Source organism: uncultured Aliiroseovarius sp. (assembly GCF_947492455.1).
Taxonomy (GTDB): Bacteria; Pseudomonadota; Alphaproteobacteria; order Rhodobacterales; family Rhodobacteraceae; genus Aliiroseovarius.
The window spans coordinates 373,728-390,759 of the sequence record NZ_CANLNB010000004.1; the positions used below are offsets into that span (position 1 = coordinate 373,728).

Genomic DNA, 17,032 nt, shown 5'->3' on the forward strand with positions numbered 1-17,032 from the left:
TGCCTTGGTGAAGACCAGCACGCGCCTGCTTTTGGGGCCGGTCTCGGCGAGGTGAGGTGTTAAAGCCGTGCTTTCGACCGCACGAATTGTTCGATTGCCGGGGCAGGGACCGCACCCGCTTGACGGGCGATTTCCTTGCCGCCTTGAAACAGGATCAGCGCCGGGATGCCGCGAATGCCGAACTTGCGCGAGACATTCGGGTGGTCCTCGGTGTTGATCTTGGCAAAGCGGGCATTGGGTGCAATCGAACGCGCGGCTTGCTCGAACGCCGGGGCCATCATCCTGCAGGGTCCGCACCACGGTGCCCAGAAATCCACCAGAAGCGGCGTGTCGTCATTGCGCTGGGCTTTGGCAAGCGTGGCCGGGTCAAGTTGACGGACTTTACCGTCATTCAGCTTGGTCCCACAGGTGCCGCATTTCGGACCCGCCGACAGTTTGTCTTTCGGCACACGGTTCACAGCGCTGCACTCCAGACAGGTCATTTTCAAAGCGTTCGACATGACGGGCTCCATTTATATTCCGTAAATCGCATATGTGTTCTGCCTGCGGTCAGGTCAAGATCAAACGGTGCTAAGCAGAATGCTGGTTTCGCTGTTGGTGATGCCCTCGACCACGCGGACCTCGCGTAGAACGCGGTCAAAATCGGTCAGGCTGTCCGCGGTCAGCTGCGCGACCAGATCCCATTTTCCATTTGTTGAATGCAGTGATCGTAGCTGGGGTAGTCCGCGCAAGCGCTTGATCACAGCGGTGGTGGACCGCCCCGACACCTCGATCATCATGATCGCGTGTACGCCGTCCGGCCCGTGATCTTCCCGTGCTCGGATGGTGAATCCCAGCACCGCGCCACTGTCCAGAAGCCGATCCAGACGCGACTGCACCGTGGCGCGCGACACGCCAAGGATCGTTGCCAGCTTCGAGATCGGCGCCCGCCCGTCTTCGCGCAGGATGGCAATCAGTTCTCGGTCGAGGTCATCAAAGATTTGCATGGCAAATAGTTATATCTTAATTATCAATATGTCAAAAAGTCAGTTAACAACTGTGCACTAATGAAGTACTTACTGAAATACTGACATTGTTAATCTGTTCATAGTCTCCAAGGCGAACAGATCCACAATGCCCCAGACATCGCTTCAGGCCCCCAGTGCCGTCATCATGATCCGCCCGCACCATTTCCAGCCCAACGCGGAAACGGCGCAGGATAACGGGTTTCAAACCGCACCTGTAAATGGCACGGCGCAAGAGCTTGCCAAGCGCGCCCATGACGAGGTGTCGGGCATGGTGGACGCCCTGCGCGGCGAAGGGATCGAGGTGAACCTGTTCGAAGACCCGCGCGAGGATCGCCCGGATGCTGTGTTTCCCAACAATTGGTTTTCGACCCATCCCGGCGGGCATGTGGCGGTCTATCCGATGTACTCGCAAAACCGCCGGATCGAGCGGCGTCAGGACGTGCTCGAGATGCTAAAGACGCGCTATCGTGTGCAGGATATCATCGACTATTCGGGGCTCGAGCAGGACGGCCTGTTTCTGGAAGGCACCGGTGCGATGGTGTTGGATCACGTGGAACGCGTCGCCTATGCCGCGCGCTCGAAACGCACCAGCGAGGTGCTGATGGAGCGCTTCTGCACCCATTTCAACTATGAGCCGATGGTGTTTGATGCCCATGATGCGGACGGTCTGCCGATCTATCACACCAACGTTTTGATGTGCATCGGGACGGATGTGGCGCTGATCGGGTTGGACACCATTCTGGACGCGCACCGACGCGAAGAAGTGCGCGAACGACTGGCGCGCGGTGGGCGCGATGTGATCGCTTTGTCGCAAAAACAGATTGCTGAGTTCGCCGGGAATGCCATCGAGCTGCAGGGCAAAGAGGGCCGCGTCTTGGCCATGTCGGCACGCGCACTGGCCGCCCTTGAGCCCGAGCAGAAATGGCGCATCGAAGCGCATCTGAAAATCCTGCCGCTAACTATCCCGACCCTTGAAATGGCTGGCGGGTCGGTGCGCTGCACCATCGCCGGTATTCACCTCAGCCCCCGTCCCGCAGCAAAGCCCGAAGGAGAAGCCGCATGACCGATATCAACCTTTTGGGCGTTCCGATGGAGGAAGGCGCGGGTCGTCGCGGCTGCATCATGGGCCCCGCCGCCTATCGCACTGCTGGGTTGGCCGAGGAATTGGCTGCATTGGGTCATAACGTGACCGATCTGGGCGATGCCGCGCGCGATGATGTGGGGGCGGTCGAGACCGAACACACCCACCTGAAGTTCCTGCCCGAAGTGGCCGGGTGGACGCGCAGCCTGCACGCCCATGCGTTCGAGCAGGCGCAAGGGAACGTGCTGCCAATCTATATGGGAGGCGATCACGCACTGGCACTGGGAACCGTGACAGGCCACGTTGCCGCGGCGGCAAAGATGGGGCGCCCGCAATACGTGCTGTGGCTGGATGCGCATTCGGATTTCAACACGCCGGCCAGCTCGCACAGTGGGAATATTCATGGCATGCCGATGGCCTTTGCCTGCGGGCTGGACGGGTTTCCGGATCTGCTGGGCAAGCCGTTGCCCGCCACGTTGGACCCCACAAAACTGTGCATGATAGGGCTGCGGTCCGTGGATCGCGAAGAGCGTGACCTTCTGCAAAGCTCAGGCGTGCAGGCCCATGACATGCGCGCGATTGACGAACATGGCGTGGCGCGGATTCTGCGCCCGTTTCTGGACGAGGTCGCGCAGGCGGATGGGCTGCTGCATGTCAGTCTCGATGTGGACTTCATCGAACCCGACATCGCGCCTGCCGTCGGCACCACTGTCCCCGGCGGCGCCACCTTCCGGGAGGCGCATCTGATCATGGAGATGTTGCATGACAGCGGCCTTGTCACCTCGCTCGATCTGGTCGAGCTGAACCCTTTCCTTGACGAACGTGGCCGCACCGCGCGCCTGATGGTCGACCTGACGGCAAGCCTGTTTGGCCGCCGTGTCCTTGACCGTTTCACCACCAGCTATTGAGGCCCAGAATGCCCCCTCTTCCTTCCGAACTTGCCTATGTCCCCTTCGTCTCGGTCGAGCACATGATGGGCTTGGTCCACCACATCGGGATCGAAACCGTCCTGCGCGATCTGGCCGACGAGATCGAAGCCGATTTCAAACGCTGGGAGCTCTTTGACAAAACACCCCGCGTCGCCAGCCACTCGGATGTGGGCGTGATCGAGCTGATGCCGACCTCGGATGGCGAGATGTATGGGTTCAAATACGTCAACGGTCACCCTAAGAACACCAAAGAAGGGCTGCAGACGGTGACGGCGTTTGGGCTGCTCGCAGATGTCGATACTGGCTATCCGAAGCTGCTGACCGAGATGACTGTGTTGACCGCCCTGCGCACCGCCGCGACCAGCGCGATGGTGGCGAAGCATCTGGCGCCCAAAGGGTCGACCACGATGGCAATGATCGGCAATGGCGCGCAGTCGGAATTCCAGTGTCTGGCCTTCAAGGCGATCTGCGGGATCGACACTGTGCGGCTTTACGACATCGACCCGACGGCCACTGAAAAGGCGGCACGCAATCTGGCAGGCAAAGGTTTGAATGTCGTTTCTTGCACATCGGGCGAGGAAAGCATGGAAGGCGCGCAGATCATCACCACCTGCACGGCCGACAAACAATATGCGACGATCCTGACCGATAACATGATCGGCGAGGGCGTGCATATCAACGCCATCGGCGGCGACTGCCCGGGCAAGACGGAACTGCATCGCGATATCCTGCTGCGCTCGGATATTTTCGTGGAGTACCCGGAACAGACCTGGGTCGAGGGCGAGATTCAGCAGCTGGACCAAGGCCACCCGATTACCGAGATGTGGCAGGTGATCACCGGTCAAGCGAAGGGGCGCACGTCAGATAAGCAGATCACGCTATTTGACAGTGTCGGCTTCGCGATCGAGGACTTCTCGGCCTTGCGCTATATCTCGAAAGCGATCGAGGGCACGGCTTATTTCACCCGGCTAGATATGCTGGCGGACCCGGATGACCCACGCGACTTGTTCGGGATGCTCGAACGGTCGAAGGACTGACATCGAAAAAGGGGCGCGTACCGGTCTGGTCCGCGCCCCTTCTTGTTCATAGCACGCCGATCAGGCGATGAAGCTCTTATACGCTGCTTCGTCCATATAGTCGTCCAGCGGGCCGGTGTCAGACGCCTTGATCTTGAACAGCCACGCGTCGCCCTCGGGGTCGTCGTTGACCTTACCGGGCTCGTCCACCATGGCCTCGTTCACTTCCGTGATCTCGCCATCCAGTGGGCTCAGGATGTCGGACGCGGCTTTCACGCTTTCGATCACCACGATCTCGTCATCTTTCGAGACCGTGTCGCCTGCTTCCGGCAGTTCCAGAAAAACAACGTCGCCCAGCTGCTCGGCAGCGTGGGTGGTGATGCCCACGACGTAAACGCCATCTTCTTCGCGCAGCCACTCGTGCTCTTCGGTGTAGTACATTCCGTTTCTCCTGAAGGTTTTCACCTGACCGTATCTCTGCCTGTGCGCCTCGGCAAGAGCTTGTATCCCGCTGCATGCGGGTGCAGTCTGCGGCTATGACGACCCCGGTGAATGATCCTCATTTCTTTGGCTACGGTTCATTGGTGAACCGGCAGACGCACTGCTATGACAACCCGCGTGCGGCGCGGGTGACGGGGTGGCATCGCGCGTGGCGGCGGTCTCCGCATCGGGCGCTGTGTTACCTGACGGCGGTGCCGGACAGCGCGGATTATATAGAGGGGATGATCGCCTCGGTCCCCGGTGCGGATTGGGCGGCGTTGGATGAACGTGAACGCGCCTATGCGCGGGTGACTTTGGGGTCTGAGATCCGCCATGACGGCGGCGATCTGGATGTGGCGATCTATGCGATTGCTCCGGGGGAACATCACGCGCCGACAGACGACAATCCGGTCTTGCTGAGCTATCTCGATGTGGTCGTGCAGGGCTATTTTCGCGAATTCGGGTTGGACGGCGTCACTCATTTCTTCGAGACGACCGAGGGCTGGAACGCCCCCATCCTGAACGACCGCGCGGACCCGATTTACCCGCGCGCGCAGGTGTTAAGCGCCGAAGAGACCGCACTGGTCGACGAAGGCCTCTCGCGCTTATCGGCGGTTGTGAAAGAGCGAAATGAGACGGGTCTGTCGCTGGTACGGATGCGCGGTGCCGGGGCATAGTCCGGCCTCGGCCTTGCGCAGCACGCGGGCCGACAGGGCCATCGCCACGGCTGCAAAGATCAGCCCGCCCGCCGCTTGTCCGATCAGCACGCCCGGCGCACCCCAATAGGCGGCTCCAAGGATGACCAGAGGGATGGTGCCCAACGTCTGGCGGCCCCAGTTCACCCATGTCGAATAGAACGGGTGGCCCAGATTGTTGAAGCTGGCATTGGTGACGAAGATCACGCCGTTAAAATACCACGCCAGCGCCAGCGGGCCGCAAAAGAGGAAGACTAGCTCTCGGCTAAGACCTTCTGCGTTGAACAGATCCGCGATGGCACCGCGCGCTAGATACAGGATGCCGGTGACCACCAGTACCACGACCAGCACGAACAACAATCCGTCGCGGATCGATCCGCGCACGCGGTCCAGTTTTCCTGCGCCGAAGTTCTGGCCCACGATGGGGCCGATGGCGCCGGAGAGGGCAAAGATGGTCCCGAAAGCGACCGGAGTCAGGCGGCCAATGATGGCCATGCCCGCGACGGCGTCCTCGCCGAACTCGGCCATGGATCGCGTAACATAGGCCTGCCCCACGGGGGTCGCGAACTGGGTCAGGATGGCAGGCAGGGCGATGGTCGCGATGGCGGGGAAGTCCACACGAAACTCGGCCCGCGTGGGGCGATCCAAGCCGCCGTAGAATTTGAAAATCGGATAGATCGACATGACGGCGACCGTCAGGCGGGCCGCGACCGATGCCAGCGCAGCGCCGGTCAGGTCCAAATTGAGGCCGAAGATCAGGATCGGATCGAGGATCGCATTCACCACGCCCGCGCCGATGGTCGCCATCATGGCGCGGCGGGCGTCCCCGTGCGCACGCAAGATCGCGCCGCCGACCATGCCGGCAATCAGGATGGGCAGACTGGGCAGAATGATCCGCAAGTATGACGTGGCAAGTGCCAGCGTGTCCCCCGAGGCGCCCAGAAGCGCGACCAGAGTGGGGGTGTAATACCAGACGATGGCCGCGAAAACGGCTCCAATGATCATGCCATAGAACAGCGCCGTGGCGGCCCTGCGGCGGGCGGTCTGAGGATCACCCTCGCCCAAAGCCCGCGCCACCAGAGCACCGGCTGCGATGGACATGCCGATCCCGAAGGACGAGGTGAAGAAGAGCAACGCACCGGCATAGCCGACCGCCGCAGCCAACTCGTCCCGGCCCAGCATCGAGATGAAGATCATGTCGACCAGATCGACAAGAAAAATGGCCATCAACCCGATCGAGGATGTCAGCGACATCACCGTGATGTGCCGAAGCAGATTGCCTTCAAGAAACTTCGCCTGAGCCTCGGCCATGATCGTCACCTTACCTGTTCGCTACCCGCCAGCATGACGTAGAACGACGGTTAGCGCCAGAGGGTGGGGCGCACAGGGTCTGTGCGGGGATGTGGGAGCGGGTCAGGCGCGGCGCAGAAGGACCACGCCGACCCACGCAAACCACAGGATGAAGCCCAATCCGAAGACCATGCCAAAGGCTTCGAGCGGCGGTAGGATGGTCAACAGCCCGCAGCCTCCGATGACAAAGCCAAATGCATTCAGCAGGCGTGGCAGGATGCCCGAGGTCCACGCCGCCAGCCCGACAGCGATGACCCAGACGGATCCTGCAATCTCGTTTCCGCCGCCAAGGCCGTTCTCGATCGTGGTGACCATGTGCCAAAGTTGGGCGGCCTGTTCGGCGGAGCCCGTGTGCGACAAAGTCTCGGCCAGGCCAACATTCGCGATCATGCCTGCGCCCATGACCAACGTGGCCCAGATCAGGCCAAAGCCAAGGGACAGATCAGACAGGACCGGCGCATGCGGGTGCAACAGCGCGCGCAATGCGATGACCAGCGCGGCCAGCGCCACCGCGTTCACAACGTAGATAACCAGATACCAGACCGACAGCGTTGACTGCTGGGCGCTCAAGAACGCAAGCAACTCTTCCGGTGTTGAGGCTTGTGTGCCAAAGCCTGCAGGCTCCAGCACCGCGACCATGATCACGATGCCGAAAAGATACGTAGCGGCGCAGACAATCCCGCCGATGGCACCAGCAGTGCGATATCCGGTCATAATACTCTCACCTCAAATATATCAATCTGCGGTGAGGTTAGCCTTTGGCGCGCACCACTTGCAACAGCGGCATCAGCGAGGACATGTCCGGGCCGCGTTCCATACCGGTGACGGCTTTGCGCAGCGGCATGAACAGGCCTTTGCCTTTGCGCCCGGTGGCCTCTTTCACGGCAGAGGTCCAGTTCGACCAGCTGTCGGCGTCGTAGGGTGCATCGGGCAGAAGGGTCATGGCTTCGGCGATAAAGTCGCGGTCTTCGTCGTCGATCAGCGGTTCGGCACCGTCGCGGCACAGGATCCACCAGCCTTCCAGATCACCCAGCGTGGTGATGTTTTCGCGGGCGACGGACCAGAAGGCCTCGGCCATGTCTTCAGGCACGCCGATGGCGTCCAGCTTGTCGGCCACCGCTTCGACCGGCAGGGATGCCAGATGGCGAGCGGTCAGCGGGAACAGGTCTTGGACGTCGAACTTGGTCGGGGCCGCACCGAAGGTCGACAGGTCGAAGCCTTCGACGATCTCGTCCAGAGAGCTGCGCAGCTCAACCGGCTGCGACGATCCCAAACGCGCCAGCAGGCTGAGCAGCGCCATCGGCTGCACGCCTTGCTCGCGCAGGTCGCGGATGGCCAGCGTGCCAAGGCGCTTGGACAGCGCCTCGCCCTGCGGGCCGGTCAAAAGCGAGTGGTGGGCAAAGCTGGGCACTGCGCCGCCAAGGGCCTGAATGATCTGGATCTGCGTGCCGGTGTTGGTCACGTGATCCGATCCGCGCACCACGTCTGTGATGCCAAAGTCGATGTCATCACAGACGGACGCCAGCGTGTACAGGAACTGCCCATCACCGCGGATCAGCACCGGGTCCGACACGGATGCTGCATCGATCGAGATGTCGCCCAGAATGCCGTCGGTCCAGTTGATCCGTTCGTGATCCAGTTTGAAACGCCAATGGCCCTGACCGCGTTCTTCGCGCAGGGTGGCTTTCTCGTCGTCCGACAGGGCCAGCGCCGAGCGGTCATAGACCGGCGGCTTGCCCATGTTCAGCTGCTTCTTGCGCTTCAGGTCCAGCTCGGTCGGGGTCTCGAAACACTCATAGAAACGGCCCATGTCACGCAGTTCCTGCGCTGCGGCTTCGTAGCGGTCCAGACGGTCGGACTGTTTTTCAACGCGGTCCCAAGTCAGACCCAGCCACTCCAGATCTTCCATGATCGCGTCGGCATATTCCTGCTTCGAGCGTTCCGGGTCCGTGTCATCCAAACGCAGGATGAACTGGCCACCCGATTTGGCAGCGATCAGATAGTTGAACAGCGCGGTGCGCAGGTTGCCCACGTGGATATAGCCGGTGGGCGAGGGGGCGAAACGGGTGGTGGTCATGGGTTGATCTCCTTGGCCGTCCCTCTTTCATATTGGCCCGGATTTGTCCATAATATTCCCATGGAAACGTCTGCACCCAGTCTGGCGCAGATCGAGCAACTGGCGCTAGAAGCGCGTGCCCATCTGCCCGACCCCTTTGCTGAGCCCGCCTTGGATGTTGGCATCCACGTGGCCGAGATGCCGGATGCCAGCGTGCTGGCGGACAATGATATCGGTGATCCCTATACGCTGACCGGGCTGTATGTCGGCATCCCCATGACCGAGAAATCCGTCAGCGATCAGCCACTTGCGATGGATGCGATCTGGCTGTTCAGACGCGCCATTCTGAACGAATTGGCGATCCGTCACGATGTCACTTTGGCCGAGCTGGTGAACCATATCGTCGTGCATGAATTCGCGCATCACTTCGGGTGGTCGGATGAAGACATCGCCATGATCGACCAGTGGTGGGAATAGCGCGCTTAGGTCGGTTGGACGGGCCATTTCTGGTTTAGGTCTGCCAATCCCGCACGGATTAGCTCGGCCAGCACGTTCAGATCAATATCCGCCAGTTTGTTCACATACAGGCAGGATTTGCCCATCTTGTGCTTTCCAAGACGCGCCAAAATGTCCCCGAAATCCGCATAGCCCGGCATGATATAGATTGAATGGCGGGCCTTGCGCGGTGAAAACCCGGTGGCCAGAAAATCGCCCTGCCGCCCGCTATCATAGACATAGTGGTACTGCCCATAGCCGATGATCGACGGTCCCCACATGACGGGCTGAAACCCGGTCACCTCGCGAAACAGTTGGTCGAGCACGCGCGCGTCGTTGCGTTTTGCTTCGGGTTCGACGGCGGCGATGAACGTCTGCACGGTCTGATCTGTTGGGGCGGTTTTGTTCTGGGGCATGGGTCTCACATTCCTGTGACGAATGATCCAAGGGGGCGTGTTCCGAGTATACTCTCTAATCACCAAGCCAACAAAATTAAGGGAGATACAGATGTCCGAATTCCCAATTCCCATGCTGTCACGCCGTCATTTTATGGCGCTCGGGGCGGCGGCTCCGGCCCTTGGGCTGGCCTCGCAAGCACGCGCAATGGCTCCGCAACTGGGGGCGCAAACCATTGATGCGCGTCGTTTCAAACTGGGGTCGTTCGAGGTGACGACGCTGCTGGCGGGCGCGCGCACGGTGCCGGATCCGCAGAATATTTTCGGCATGAATGTCAGCGCGGACGAGTTTGCCCAAGCCAGCGCGCAGGCGAATATTCCCAGCGATGCTGCACAGTTCTTCTTTACGCCAACCTTGGTGAATACGGGTGTGGATCTGGTGCTGTTTGATACCGGCTTGAACCCCGAGGGGATCCGCGCAGCGGTGACGGCCGCGGGCTACACCCCCGAGGATGTCGATATCGTCGTCATCACCCACATGCACGGCGACCACATTGGTGGTCTGATGGGCGACGCGGGCGCGACCTTCCCGAATGCGCGCTATGTCACCGGTGCGGTTGAGTTCGATCACTGGGCCGCGGCGGGCAATGACGGGTTCAATGCCAAGGTCGCCCCATTGGCCGAACAGATGACCATGCTGAACCCGGGCGACGCCGTTCTGTCGGGGATCGAGGCCGTCGAGGCCTTTGGCCACACGCCCGGTCACATGGCATTCCGCTTGGACAGCGACGGACAATCGCTGCTGATCGCAGCAGATTTCGCCAACCACTATGTTTGGTCGTTGGGCTATCCCGAGTGGGAAGTAAAGTTCGACCGCGACAAAGCCGCCGCTGCCGCCACGCGCAAATCCCTTCTGGGCATGCTGGCGGCCGAGAAGATGCCCTTCATCGGCTATCACATGCCATTCCCGGCCGTCGGCTATGTCGAAGCCCGAGACGCCGGGTTTCAGTATGTGCCACACAGCTATCAGCTATTGATGGGATAACGCGCAAGGGCGGGGCAGGTCAGCTCATGTCCCGCCAGCGGTTCACAATAGGATAACGACGGTCCAGCCAGAAGCTGCGCATGGTCAGGCGGGTGCCCGGCGCGGACTGGAAGCGTTTGTATTCGCTGATGTAAATCAGGTGCTCGACCTTTTTGACCGTCGCCTTGTCGAAACCTTCTGCAACCAGCTCGGCCACGGATTTCTCGTCGTCAATAATCCCCTCAAGGATCGCGTCCAGCACGTCATAGGGCGGCAGGCTGTCTTCGTCCTTCTGGTCCGGGCGCAGCTCGGCAGAGGGCGGCTTGTCGATGATCGAGACCGGGATGACCTCGCCTTCCGGGCCTTTCATCCAGTCGCGGTGATTGGCGTTGCGCCAGCGGCATTGCTCGAACACGCGCGTCTTATAGAGGTCCTTGATCGGGTTATAGCCACCCGACATGTCGCCATAGATCGTGGCATAGCCCACGGCGACCTCGGACTTGTTGCCGGTGGTCAGAAGCATCGCGCCGGTCTTGTTGGACAACGCCATCAGCAGCAGCCCGCGCAGACGGGACTGGATGTTTTCTTCGGTGATGTCGGGTTCCAAGCCTTCAAAGAACGGGGCGAGCGTGTTGGTAATCGCGTCACGGCCTTCCTTGATCGGTACGAAATCATAGGTGCAGCCAAGGCGGTTTGCGATGTCCTTGGCGTCGTCAAGCGATCCCTGCGAGGTGTATTCGGACGGCAGCATCACGCAGCGCACGTTCTCCGGACCCAAAGCGTCGGCGGCGATGGTGGCGACAATCGCACTGTCGATCCCGCCGGACAGACCCAGCAGAACCTTTTTGAACCCGGTCTTGCCCATGTAGTCGCGCAGGCTTTCCACCATCGCGCGGTAGTCCTGTTCCCATTCGTCGCCATGCGTAGCGATGGGGCCGGGCGTGATGCGCCAGCCGTCATCCGTGCGGGTCAGGTCGATGTGCTGAATGTCCTCGTCAAAGGCGCTCATCTTCAGGGCCATCTCTCCGCCGGGGTTCAGCGCGAAGGTGCCGCCGTCGAACACCTGATCATCCTGCCCGCCGACCATGTTCAGATAGACCAGTGGCAGACCGGTTTCGACCACACGGCCCACCATGTGGTTCAGGCGCACGTCGAACTTGTTGCGGTAGTAGGGCGAGCCGTTGGGGATCAGCAGAAACTCGGCCCCGCTTTCAGCAAGCGTTTCGCAGACGTCCTCGGCATGCCAAGCGTCTTCGCAGATGGGCGTACCGATGCGGATCGGACCCATGGAATACGGACCTTGCGGGGCGGCCGAGGTAAAGTGACGTTCCTCGTCAAACACGGTCTCGTTCGGCAAGCGTTGCTTCAGGATCCGCGTGGCGATCTTGCCGCCCTTCAGAATGTAATAGGCGTTATAGAGGTCTTTGCCATCGTGGTACGGCGCACCGATGCCCATCGCGGGGCCGTCCGCGCAATCTTTCGCCAGCGCCTCGACCGCGTCCATCGCGTCGCGGAAGAACTGCGGGCGCATCACCAAGTCCTGCGTCTGATAGCCGGTCACGAAAGCCTCGGGCAGGGCCAGCATATCGCTGTCAGCCACTTTTGCCACATTCCATGCCTCGCGGGCCTTGTCGCAGTTGCCTGCAATCGCCCCCACGGTTGGGTTCAGTTGTGCCAGTGTCAGGCGGAAATTGTCACTCATCGCGCTTGTCCTTCTTCCCGGCAATGCGGGGGGATGGTTCGGCACAGATGTAGCAGGTTTGCCCGCAGGATAAAGGGGTGGTGCGGGAAAAGCGTTGTCTACGCTTTTTGGACGGCATAGTCTGTGCCCGAATGGGCTTCGGCCGTCCAAGAACAAGTCAAAGAAATTGAACGAGGTTTCGAGATGCAAAGCCCCCTGATCGGATTTCGCAGCATGGTCGCTTTGGCGCTTGTGTTGCCCACGGTGGCTTTGGCGCAGGTCGATACCAAACAATACGAAGACGGATCGGTCTACGAGGGGACGTTCAAGGACGGGTTGCAGCACGGAATGGGCACGCTGACCCTGCCGTCGGGCTATGAATATACCGGCGAGTTCATTGAGGGCGAGATCGTCGGTCAGGGCGTTGCGCGCTTCCCCAATGGGTCGCTCTATGAAGGCAGTTTCGCGAAGGGCAAGCCGGAAGGCTTTGGCAAGATCACTTTTGCCGATGGCGCCAGCTTTGAAGGCGACTGGGTGGACGGCAAGATCAACGGCTCGGGCATGGCGCTGTATGCCAACGGCCTGCAGTACGAAGGTGGATTTCGCAACGCGATGCATCACGGGCAGGGGCGGCTGCAAAGCCCGTCCGGCTATGTCTATGAAGGCGATTGGGTCGCGGGCGTAAAGGAAGGTCGGGGCAAATCGACCTATCCGGACGGCTCGGTCTACGAAGGCGGTATGCGCGGCGGAGAGCGCGACGGTGCGGGCAAGCTGACCCAGCCCGATGGCATGATGTACGAGGGAAACTGGACGCAGGGCCAAATGGACGGAGACGGCGTGCTGACGCAGGCCAATGGCGATGTCTATTCAGGCCAGTTTCAAGCCGGGTCTCGTCAAGGGGCCGGGACGGTCGACTATGCCAACGGGGATCGCTACGAGGGCGGTTTTGACGCGGATCAGCGCCACGGCCAGGGTGTTTTCGTCGGCGCAGATGGCTATCGCTATGAAGGCGGCTGGGTCGCTGGTGTGATCGAGGGGGATGGGAACGTGACCTATCCCGACGGGTCCGTCTACAAAGGCCAGTTCCGCGCGGGTCTCCCAGATGGCTTAGGCATGATCACCTATCCCGATGGCGGCAGCTTTGAAGGCGACTGGAAAGGCGGCGTGATCGAAGGCAACGGCGTGGCGCTGCTTGCCGATGGTGCGCGCTATGAAGGCACATTCAAGGATGCGCTGTTTGACGGCGAAGGCACGTTGGAGACCGCCGATGGTGCCAGCTATACCGGTGGCTGGCAGGCGGGCAAGTTCCACGGACAAGGTGTTTCGAAACTGGCGGATGGGTCAGTTTACGAGGGCGGGTTCGTGAATGGCGCACGCGAAGGGCGCGGTGTCTACACCACAGCAGATGGATTCAGCTATGACGGCGATTGGGCCGCGGGCGTGTTCGACGGGCAGGGTGTTGCGATCTATCCCGGCGGTGACCGCTATGAAGGCGGCTTTAAGGGCGGAAAACGGCACGGTCAGGGTGTCGTGACGCGCGCTGATGGCAGCCAAGAGGAAGGCGTCTGGGAAGACGGCCTGATCGCCGGTGCAATCGAGACGGCTCCGGCCCCTGCATTGGACAGCGACGCGGCGGCGGCGGCGGCAGAAGCGGCGGGCGCGGCCTCGACCGCAGGGGCGACTGATAGCGAATAACACGCGCCAGATTGGCCCCCGTCGGGTGATTTTCCTGAAAAAAGGACTTTAACTCGACGGAAACCGACGTATATTTGCGCCCATGAACACGCAGACCCATATCGTTTTCCGCCCCGCACTGGGCCTTCTGCTACTGCTTAGCCGCCTCTGAGCGTGCCGTTTTGGCGCGACCGCTCAGGGGTACCGCCAACCGCGCCACGAACCGGCCCGAACCTTGTGGGCCACTAAGGCTAAGAACTTATATCTAAAGAGACTAAGACAATGACCAATCCCTCGGATCACGTGTTGATTTTCGACACCACTTTGCGTGACGGTGAACAAAGCCCCGGCGCGACCATGACCCATGACGAAAAGCTCGAGATCGCCGAGATGCTGGACGAGATGGGCGTGGACATCATCGAGGCTGGCTTCCCGATTGCGTCGGAAGGCGATTTTGCCGCTGTGTCCGAAATTGCTGAGCGTTCCAAGAATTCGATGATCTGTGGCCTGAGCCGCGCGAACTTCAAAGACATCGACCGCTGTGCGGAAGCTGTTCGCAAGGCTGCCAAGCCGCGCATTCACACCTTCATCGGCACCTCGCCCCTGCACCGCGCCATTCCGAACCTGACCCAGGACGAAATGGCCGACCTGATCCACGAAACGGTCAGCCATGCACGCAACTTGGTGGACAACGTGCAGTGGTCACCGATGGACGCGACGCGGACGGAACATGACTATCTGTGCCGCGTGATCGAGATCGCGATCAAGGCGGGTGCCACCACGATCAACATTCCCGATACGGTGGGCTATACCGCCCCGCGCGAAAGCGCAGACCTGATCCGCATGCTGATCGAACGCGTGCCCGGTGCCGACGAGATCGTCTTCGCCACCCACTGTCACAACGACTTGGGCATGGCGACGGCCAACGCCTTGGCGGCGGTCGAGGCCGGTGCGCGTCAGATCGAATGCACCATCAACGGCTTGGGCGAACGTGCTGGCAACACCGCATTGGAAGAGGTCGTCATGGCCCTGAAAGTGCGCAACGACATCATGCCGTACTCGACCAGCATCGACACCACCAAGATCATGAACATCTCGCGTCGCGTGGCGCAGGTGTCGGGCTTTGCGGTTCAGTACAACAAGGCCATCGTTGGTAAGAACGCGTTCGCCCATGAAAGCGGCATCCACCAAGACGGCATGCTGAAGAACCCGGAAAACTTCGAGATCATGCGCCCCGAAGACATCGGTCTGGCCGGGACGTCTTTGCCGCTGGGCAAGCACTCGGGCCGGGCTGCGTTGAAAGCGAAGTTGAACGATCTGGGCTTTGATGTAGGTGACAACCAGTTGAAGGACGTCTTCGTGCGCTTCAAGGAACTGGCCGACACCAAGAAAGAGGTGTTCGACGAGGATATCGTCGCCCTGATGACCGACGGCACCGATGACGCCAATGACCAGCTGCAGGTGAAATCGCTGCGCGTGGTTGCGGGCACCGAGGAAAAGAACACCGCCGATCTGACCATGACCGTAAACGGGGTCGAGCATAAGGTTAGCTCGGAAGGGGACGGACCCGTGGATGCCGCGTTCAACTGCGTGAAGATGATCTTCCCGCACGAGGCACGTCTGCAGCTGTACCAAGTGCATGCCGTGACTGAAGGCACCGACGCGCAGGCGACGGTCTCGGTGCGGATGGAAGAGAACGGCAAGATCGTGACCGGCCAGTCTTCGCACACTGATACGATCCTGGCATCGGTTCGGGCTTACGTGAACGCGCTGAACAACCTGATCACGCGTCGCGAAAAGACCAAGCCCGAGGGCGTCTGATCTGAAACAAGGTGCGGGCAAAGCAATTTGCCCGCATTTTTGCGTTTGGTTCGAAAAGTGAAAGTCGAGCGCCGATAATTTGGGCGATCTTTCACCAATTGTTCGATTTCTCCCGTCCTTGGCGATAAGCCGCTCGCCCGTTTGTATTAGGGCTTTCACCGCAGGGCTTAGAGGCTTATATATCCACCGGTCTGCACCCTATGGGAGTCGCGGGCTCAAAGGGGATAGGAACGGGATAGGCATCCAAATGGCAGGGTTTTCGAGATTGTTTTCGTCGGACATGGCGATTGACCTTGGGACCGCGAATACGCTGGTCTACGTAAAGGGCAAGGGCGTCATTCTGAACGAGCCCTCGGTTGTGGCCTATCACGTCAAAGATGGTGTGAAGAAAGTTCTGGCGGTCGGTGAAGACGCCAAGCTGATGCTGGGCCGCACCCCCGGCTCGATCGAAGCGATCCGCCCGATGCGTGAAGGCGTCATTGCGGACTTCGATAGCGCGGAAGAAATGATCAAGCACTTCATCCGCAAAGTGCATAAGCGCACGACCTTCTCGAAACCGAAAATCATCGTCTGCGTCCCGCACGGCGCGACCCCGGTTGAAAAGCGTGCCATTCGCCAGTCGGTCATGTCCGCAGGCGCACGCCGCGCCGGTCTGGTGGCCGAGCCCATCGCCGCCGCCATCGGGGCGGGTATGCCGATCACCGATCCGACCGGCAACATGGTCGTGGACATCGGCGGCGGGACGACCGAAGTGGCGGTTCTGTCGCTGGGCGACATCGTCTACGCGCGCTCGGTGCGCGTGGGTGGGGACCGGATGGATGATGCGATCATCAGCTATCTGCGCCGCCAGCAAAATATACTGGTGGGGGAAGCCACCGCGGAACGTATTAAGACCACCATCGGCACCGCACGGATGCCCGATGACGGTCGTGGCACCTCGCTTGTGATCCGCGGGCGTGACCTGTTGAACGGCGTCCCGAAAGAGACCGAGATCAACCAAGCGCAAGTCGCCGAGGCGCTGGCCGAACCAGTGCAGCAGATCTGCGAAGCCGTGATGACTGCGCTGGAAGCCACGCCGCCCGATCTGGCGGCGGACATCGTGGACCGTGGCGTTATGCTGACAGGTGGTGGCGCGCTGCTGGGTGAGCTGGATCTTGCCCTGCGCGAACAAACCGGCTTGTCGATTTCGGTCGCAGATGAAAGCCTGAACTGCGTGGCGCTGGGAACCGGCAAGGCGTTGGAGTTTGAAAAGCAGCTGCGCCACGTCATCGACTACGACAGCTGATCGGGTCTGCCCCGCCGGTGGGGCGCGCCCGTCGGGTAACCGG

General features: G+C 60.8%; 17 protein-coding genes. 9 read left to right on the forward strand and 8 right to left on the reverse strand.

All coding sequences use genetic code 11. The annotated features are described in order from the left end of the window. Positions 1-59 precede the first annotated feature (59 nt). Both trxC and Q0677_RS11720 read right to left on the reverse strand, forming a co-directional pair. Positions 60-500: a thioredoxin TrxC gene (gene trxC / locus Q0677_RS11715; protein WP_298909926.1), complete on the reverse strand. Its 441-nt coding sequence runs from the start codon at positions 498-500 to the stop codon at positions 60-62. 60 nt (positions 501-560) lie between these two features. Next, positions 561-986: an Lrp/AsnC family transcriptional regulator gene (locus Q0677_RS11720; RefSeq protein ID WP_298909928.1), complete on the reverse strand. Its 426-nt coding sequence runs from the start codon at positions 984-986 to the stop codon at positions 561-563. A gap of 127 nt (positions 987-1,113) precedes the next feature. Here Q0677_RS11720 and ctlX point away from each other — a divergent pair, with 127 nt between their 5' ends. From ctlX to Q0677_RS11735, 3 genes are read left to right on the forward strand one after another with little or no spacing between them, the layout of a single operon-like run. Continuing rightward, positions 1,114-2,070 (forward strand): citrulline utilization hydrolase CtlX, encoded by a 957-nt coding sequence (gene ctlX, locus Q0677_RS11725; protein WP_298909930.1) that lies wholly within the window; start codon positions 1,114-1,116, stop codon positions 2,068-2,070. Next, a complete protein-coding gene (gene rocF / locus Q0677_RS11730; RefSeq protein WP_298909933.1) occupies positions 2,067-2,996 on the forward strand; it encodes an arginase in 930 nt (309 codons plus the stop codon). The genes ctlX and rocF overlap by 4 nt, the downstream gene beginning before the upstream one ends. A gap of 8 nt (positions 2,997-3,004) precedes the next feature. Next, positions 3,005-4,054 carry an ornithine cyclodeaminase gene (locus Q0677_RS11735; RefSeq protein ID WP_298909936.1) on the forward strand — a complete coding sequence of 350 codons (1,050 nt, stop codon included), beginning with the start codon at positions 3,005-3,007 and terminating at the stop codon, positions 4,052-4,054. A gap of 60 nt (positions 4,055-4,114) precedes the next feature. Here Q0677_RS11735 and gcvH read toward each other — a convergent pair whose 3' ends face one another. Then, positions 4,115-4,474, reverse strand: coding sequence for a glycine cleavage system protein GcvH (gene gcvH / locus Q0677_RS11740; protein ID WP_282181467.1), 360 nt, complete (start codon positions 4,472-4,474; stop codon positions 4,115-4,117). A gap of 95 nt (positions 4,475-4,569) precedes the next feature. On the opposite strand from gcvH, the gene Q0677_RS11745 reads away from it, so the two are divergent. Continuing rightward, positions 4,570-5,190: a gamma-glutamylcyclotransferase family protein gene (locus Q0677_RS11745; RefSeq protein WP_298909941.1), complete on the forward strand. Its 621-nt coding sequence runs from the start codon at positions 4,570-4,572 to the stop codon at positions 5,188-5,190. Here the strand turns inward: Q0677_RS11745 and Q0677_RS11750 are convergent. The 3 genes from Q0677_RS11750 to gltX form a co-directional block, all read right to left on the reverse strand. Further along, positions 5,119-6,519 (reverse strand): MATE family efflux transporter, encoded by a 1,401-nt coding sequence (locus tag Q0677_RS11750; RefSeq protein WP_298909944.1) that lies wholly within the window; start codon positions 6,517-6,519, stop codon positions 5,119-5,121. The genes Q0677_RS11745 and Q0677_RS11750 overlap by 72 nt on opposite strands. A 102-nt stretch (positions 6,520-6,621) precedes the next feature. Then, positions 6,622-7,272, reverse strand: coding sequence for a DUF4386 family protein (locus tag Q0677_RS11755; RefSeq protein ID WP_298909947.1), 651 nt, complete (start codon positions 7,270-7,272; stop codon positions 6,622-6,624). Between the two features lie 37 nt (positions 7,273-7,309). Then, positions 7,310-8,635 carry a glutamate--tRNA ligase gene (gltX, locus tag Q0677_RS11760; RefSeq protein WP_298909950.1) on the reverse strand — a complete coding sequence of 442 codons (1,326 nt, stop codon included), beginning with the start codon at positions 8,633-8,635 and terminating at the stop codon, positions 7,310-7,312. 60 nt (positions 8,636-8,695) lie between these two features. Between gltX and Q0677_RS11765 the strand changes: the two genes are divergently transcribed. Then, positions 8,696-9,091, forward strand: a complete 396-nt coding sequence (locus Q0677_RS11765) for a metallopeptidase family protein (RefSeq protein WP_298909952.1) — start codon at positions 8,696-8,698, stop codon at positions 9,089-9,091. Positions 9,092-9,096: 5 nt separating this feature from the next. Here Q0677_RS11765 and Q0677_RS11770 read toward each other — a convergent pair whose 3' ends face one another. After that, positions 9,097-9,525, reverse strand: coding sequence for a DUF1801 domain-containing protein (locus Q0677_RS11770; protein ID WP_298909954.1), 429 nt, complete (start codon positions 9,523-9,525; stop codon positions 9,097-9,099). A 91-nt stretch (positions 9,526-9,616) separates the two neighbouring features. Here Q0677_RS11770 and Q0677_RS11775 point away from each other — a divergent pair, with 91 nt between their 5' ends. Beyond that, positions 9,617-10,549: an MBL fold metallo-hydrolase gene (locus Q0677_RS11775; RefSeq protein ID WP_298909957.1), complete on the forward strand. Its 933-nt coding sequence runs from the start codon at positions 9,617-9,619 to the stop codon at positions 10,547-10,549. 19 nt (positions 10,550-10,568) lie between these two features. Here Q0677_RS11775 and Q0677_RS11780 read toward each other — a convergent pair whose 3' ends face one another. Further along, on the reverse strand, positions 10,569-12,230 hold the full coding sequence (locus Q0677_RS11780; RefSeq protein ID WP_298909960.1) for an NAD+ synthase: 1,662 nt from the start codon (positions 12,228-12,230) through the stop codon (positions 10,569-10,571). A 183-nt stretch (positions 12,231-12,413) separates the two neighbouring features. Between Q0677_RS11780 and Q0677_RS11785 the strand changes: the two genes are divergently transcribed. From Q0677_RS11785 to Q0677_RS11795, 3 genes are all read left to right on the forward strand, one after another. Further along, positions 12,414-13,904: a 2-isopropylmalate synthase gene (locus Q0677_RS11785; RefSeq protein ID WP_298909963.1), complete on the forward strand. Its 1,491-nt coding sequence runs from the start codon at positions 12,414-12,416 to the stop codon at positions 13,902-13,904. Between the two features lie 261 nt (positions 13,905-14,165). Next, positions 14,166-15,704 carry a 2-isopropylmalate synthase gene (locus Q0677_RS11790; RefSeq protein WP_298909966.1) on the forward strand — a complete coding sequence of 513 codons (1,539 nt, stop codon included), beginning with the start codon at positions 14,166-14,168 and terminating at the stop codon, positions 15,702-15,704. Positions 15,705-15,951: 247 nt separating this feature from the next. Then, entirely contained in the window at positions 15,952-16,989 is a 1,038-nt protein-coding gene (locus tag Q0677_RS11795; protein WP_298909968.1) for a rod shape-determining protein, read from the forward strand. The last annotated feature ends 43 nt before the right edge of the window (positions 16,990-17,032 follow it).

What these genes read in the sequence shown, in the direction of transcription:
- Q0677_RS11770 (WP_298909954.1), bottom strand. Translation starts at nt 9,525, where the DNA reads ATGCCCCAGAACAAAACCGCCCCAACAGATCAGACCGTGCAGACGTTC.
- Q0677_RS11745 (WP_298909941.1), top strand. Translation starts at nt 4,570, where the DNA reads ATGACGACCCCGGTGAATGATCCTCATTTCTTTGGCTACGGTTCATTG.
- Q0677_RS11785 (WP_298909963.1), top strand. Translation starts at nt 12,414, where the DNA reads ATGCAAAGCCCCCTGATCGGATTTCGCAGCATGGTCGCTTTGGCGCTT.
- Q0677_RS11775 (WP_298909957.1), top strand. Translation starts at nt 9,617, where the DNA reads ATGTCCGAATTCCCAATTCCCATGCTGTCACGCCGTCATTTTATGGCG.
- Q0677_RS11735 (WP_298909936.1), top strand. Translation starts at nt 3,005, where the DNA reads ATGCCCCCTCTTCCTTCCGAACTTGCCTATGTCCCCTTCGTCTCGGTC.
- Q0677_RS11795 (WP_298909968.1), top strand. Translation starts at nt 15,952, where the DNA reads ATGGCAGGGTTTTCGAGATTGTTTTCGTCGGACATGGCGATTGACCTT.
- rocF (WP_298909933.1), top strand. Translation starts at nt 2,067, where the DNA reads ATGACCGATATCAACCTTTTGGGCGTTCCGATGGAGGAAGGCGCGGGT.
- trxC (WP_298909926.1), bottom strand. Translation starts at nt 500, where the DNA reads ATGTCGAACGCTTTGAAAATGACCTGTCTGGAGTGCAGCGCTGTGAAC.
- ctlX (WP_298909930.1), top strand. Translation starts at nt 1,114, where the DNA reads ATGCCCCAGACATCGCTTCAGGCCCCCAGTGCCGTCATCATGATCCGC.
- Q0677_RS11720 (WP_298909928.1), bottom strand. Translation starts at nt 986, where the DNA reads ATGCAAATCTTTGATGACCTCGACCGAGAACTGATTGCCATCCTGCGC.
- Q0677_RS11765 (WP_298909952.1), top strand. Translation starts at nt 8,696, where the DNA reads ATGGAAACGTCTGCACCCAGTCTGGCGCAGATCGAGCAACTGGCGCTA.
- Q0677_RS11750 (WP_298909944.1), bottom strand. Translation starts at nt 6,519, where the DNA reads ATGGCCGAGGCTCAGGCGAAGTTTCTTGAAGGCAATCTGCTTCGGCAC.
- Q0677_RS11755 (WP_298909947.1), bottom strand. Translation starts at nt 7,272, where the DNA reads ATGACCGGATATCGCACTGCTGGTGCCATCGGCGGGATTGTCTGCGCC.
- gcvH (WP_282181467.1), bottom strand. Translation starts at nt 4,474, where the DNA reads ATGTACTACACCGAAGAGCACGAGTGGCTGCGCGAAGAAGATGGCGTT.
- Q0677_RS11780 (WP_298909960.1), bottom strand. Translation starts at nt 12,230, where the DNA reads ATGAGTGACAATTTCCGCCTGACACTGGCACAACTGAACCCAACCGTG.
- Q0677_RS11790 (WP_298909966.1), top strand. Translation starts at nt 14,166, where the DNA reads ATGACCAATCCCTCGGATCACGTGTTGATTTTCGACACCACTTTGCGT.
- gltX (WP_298909950.1), bottom strand. Translation starts at nt 8,635, where the DNA reads ATGACCACCACCCGTTTCGCCCCCTCGCCCACCGGCTATATCCACGTG.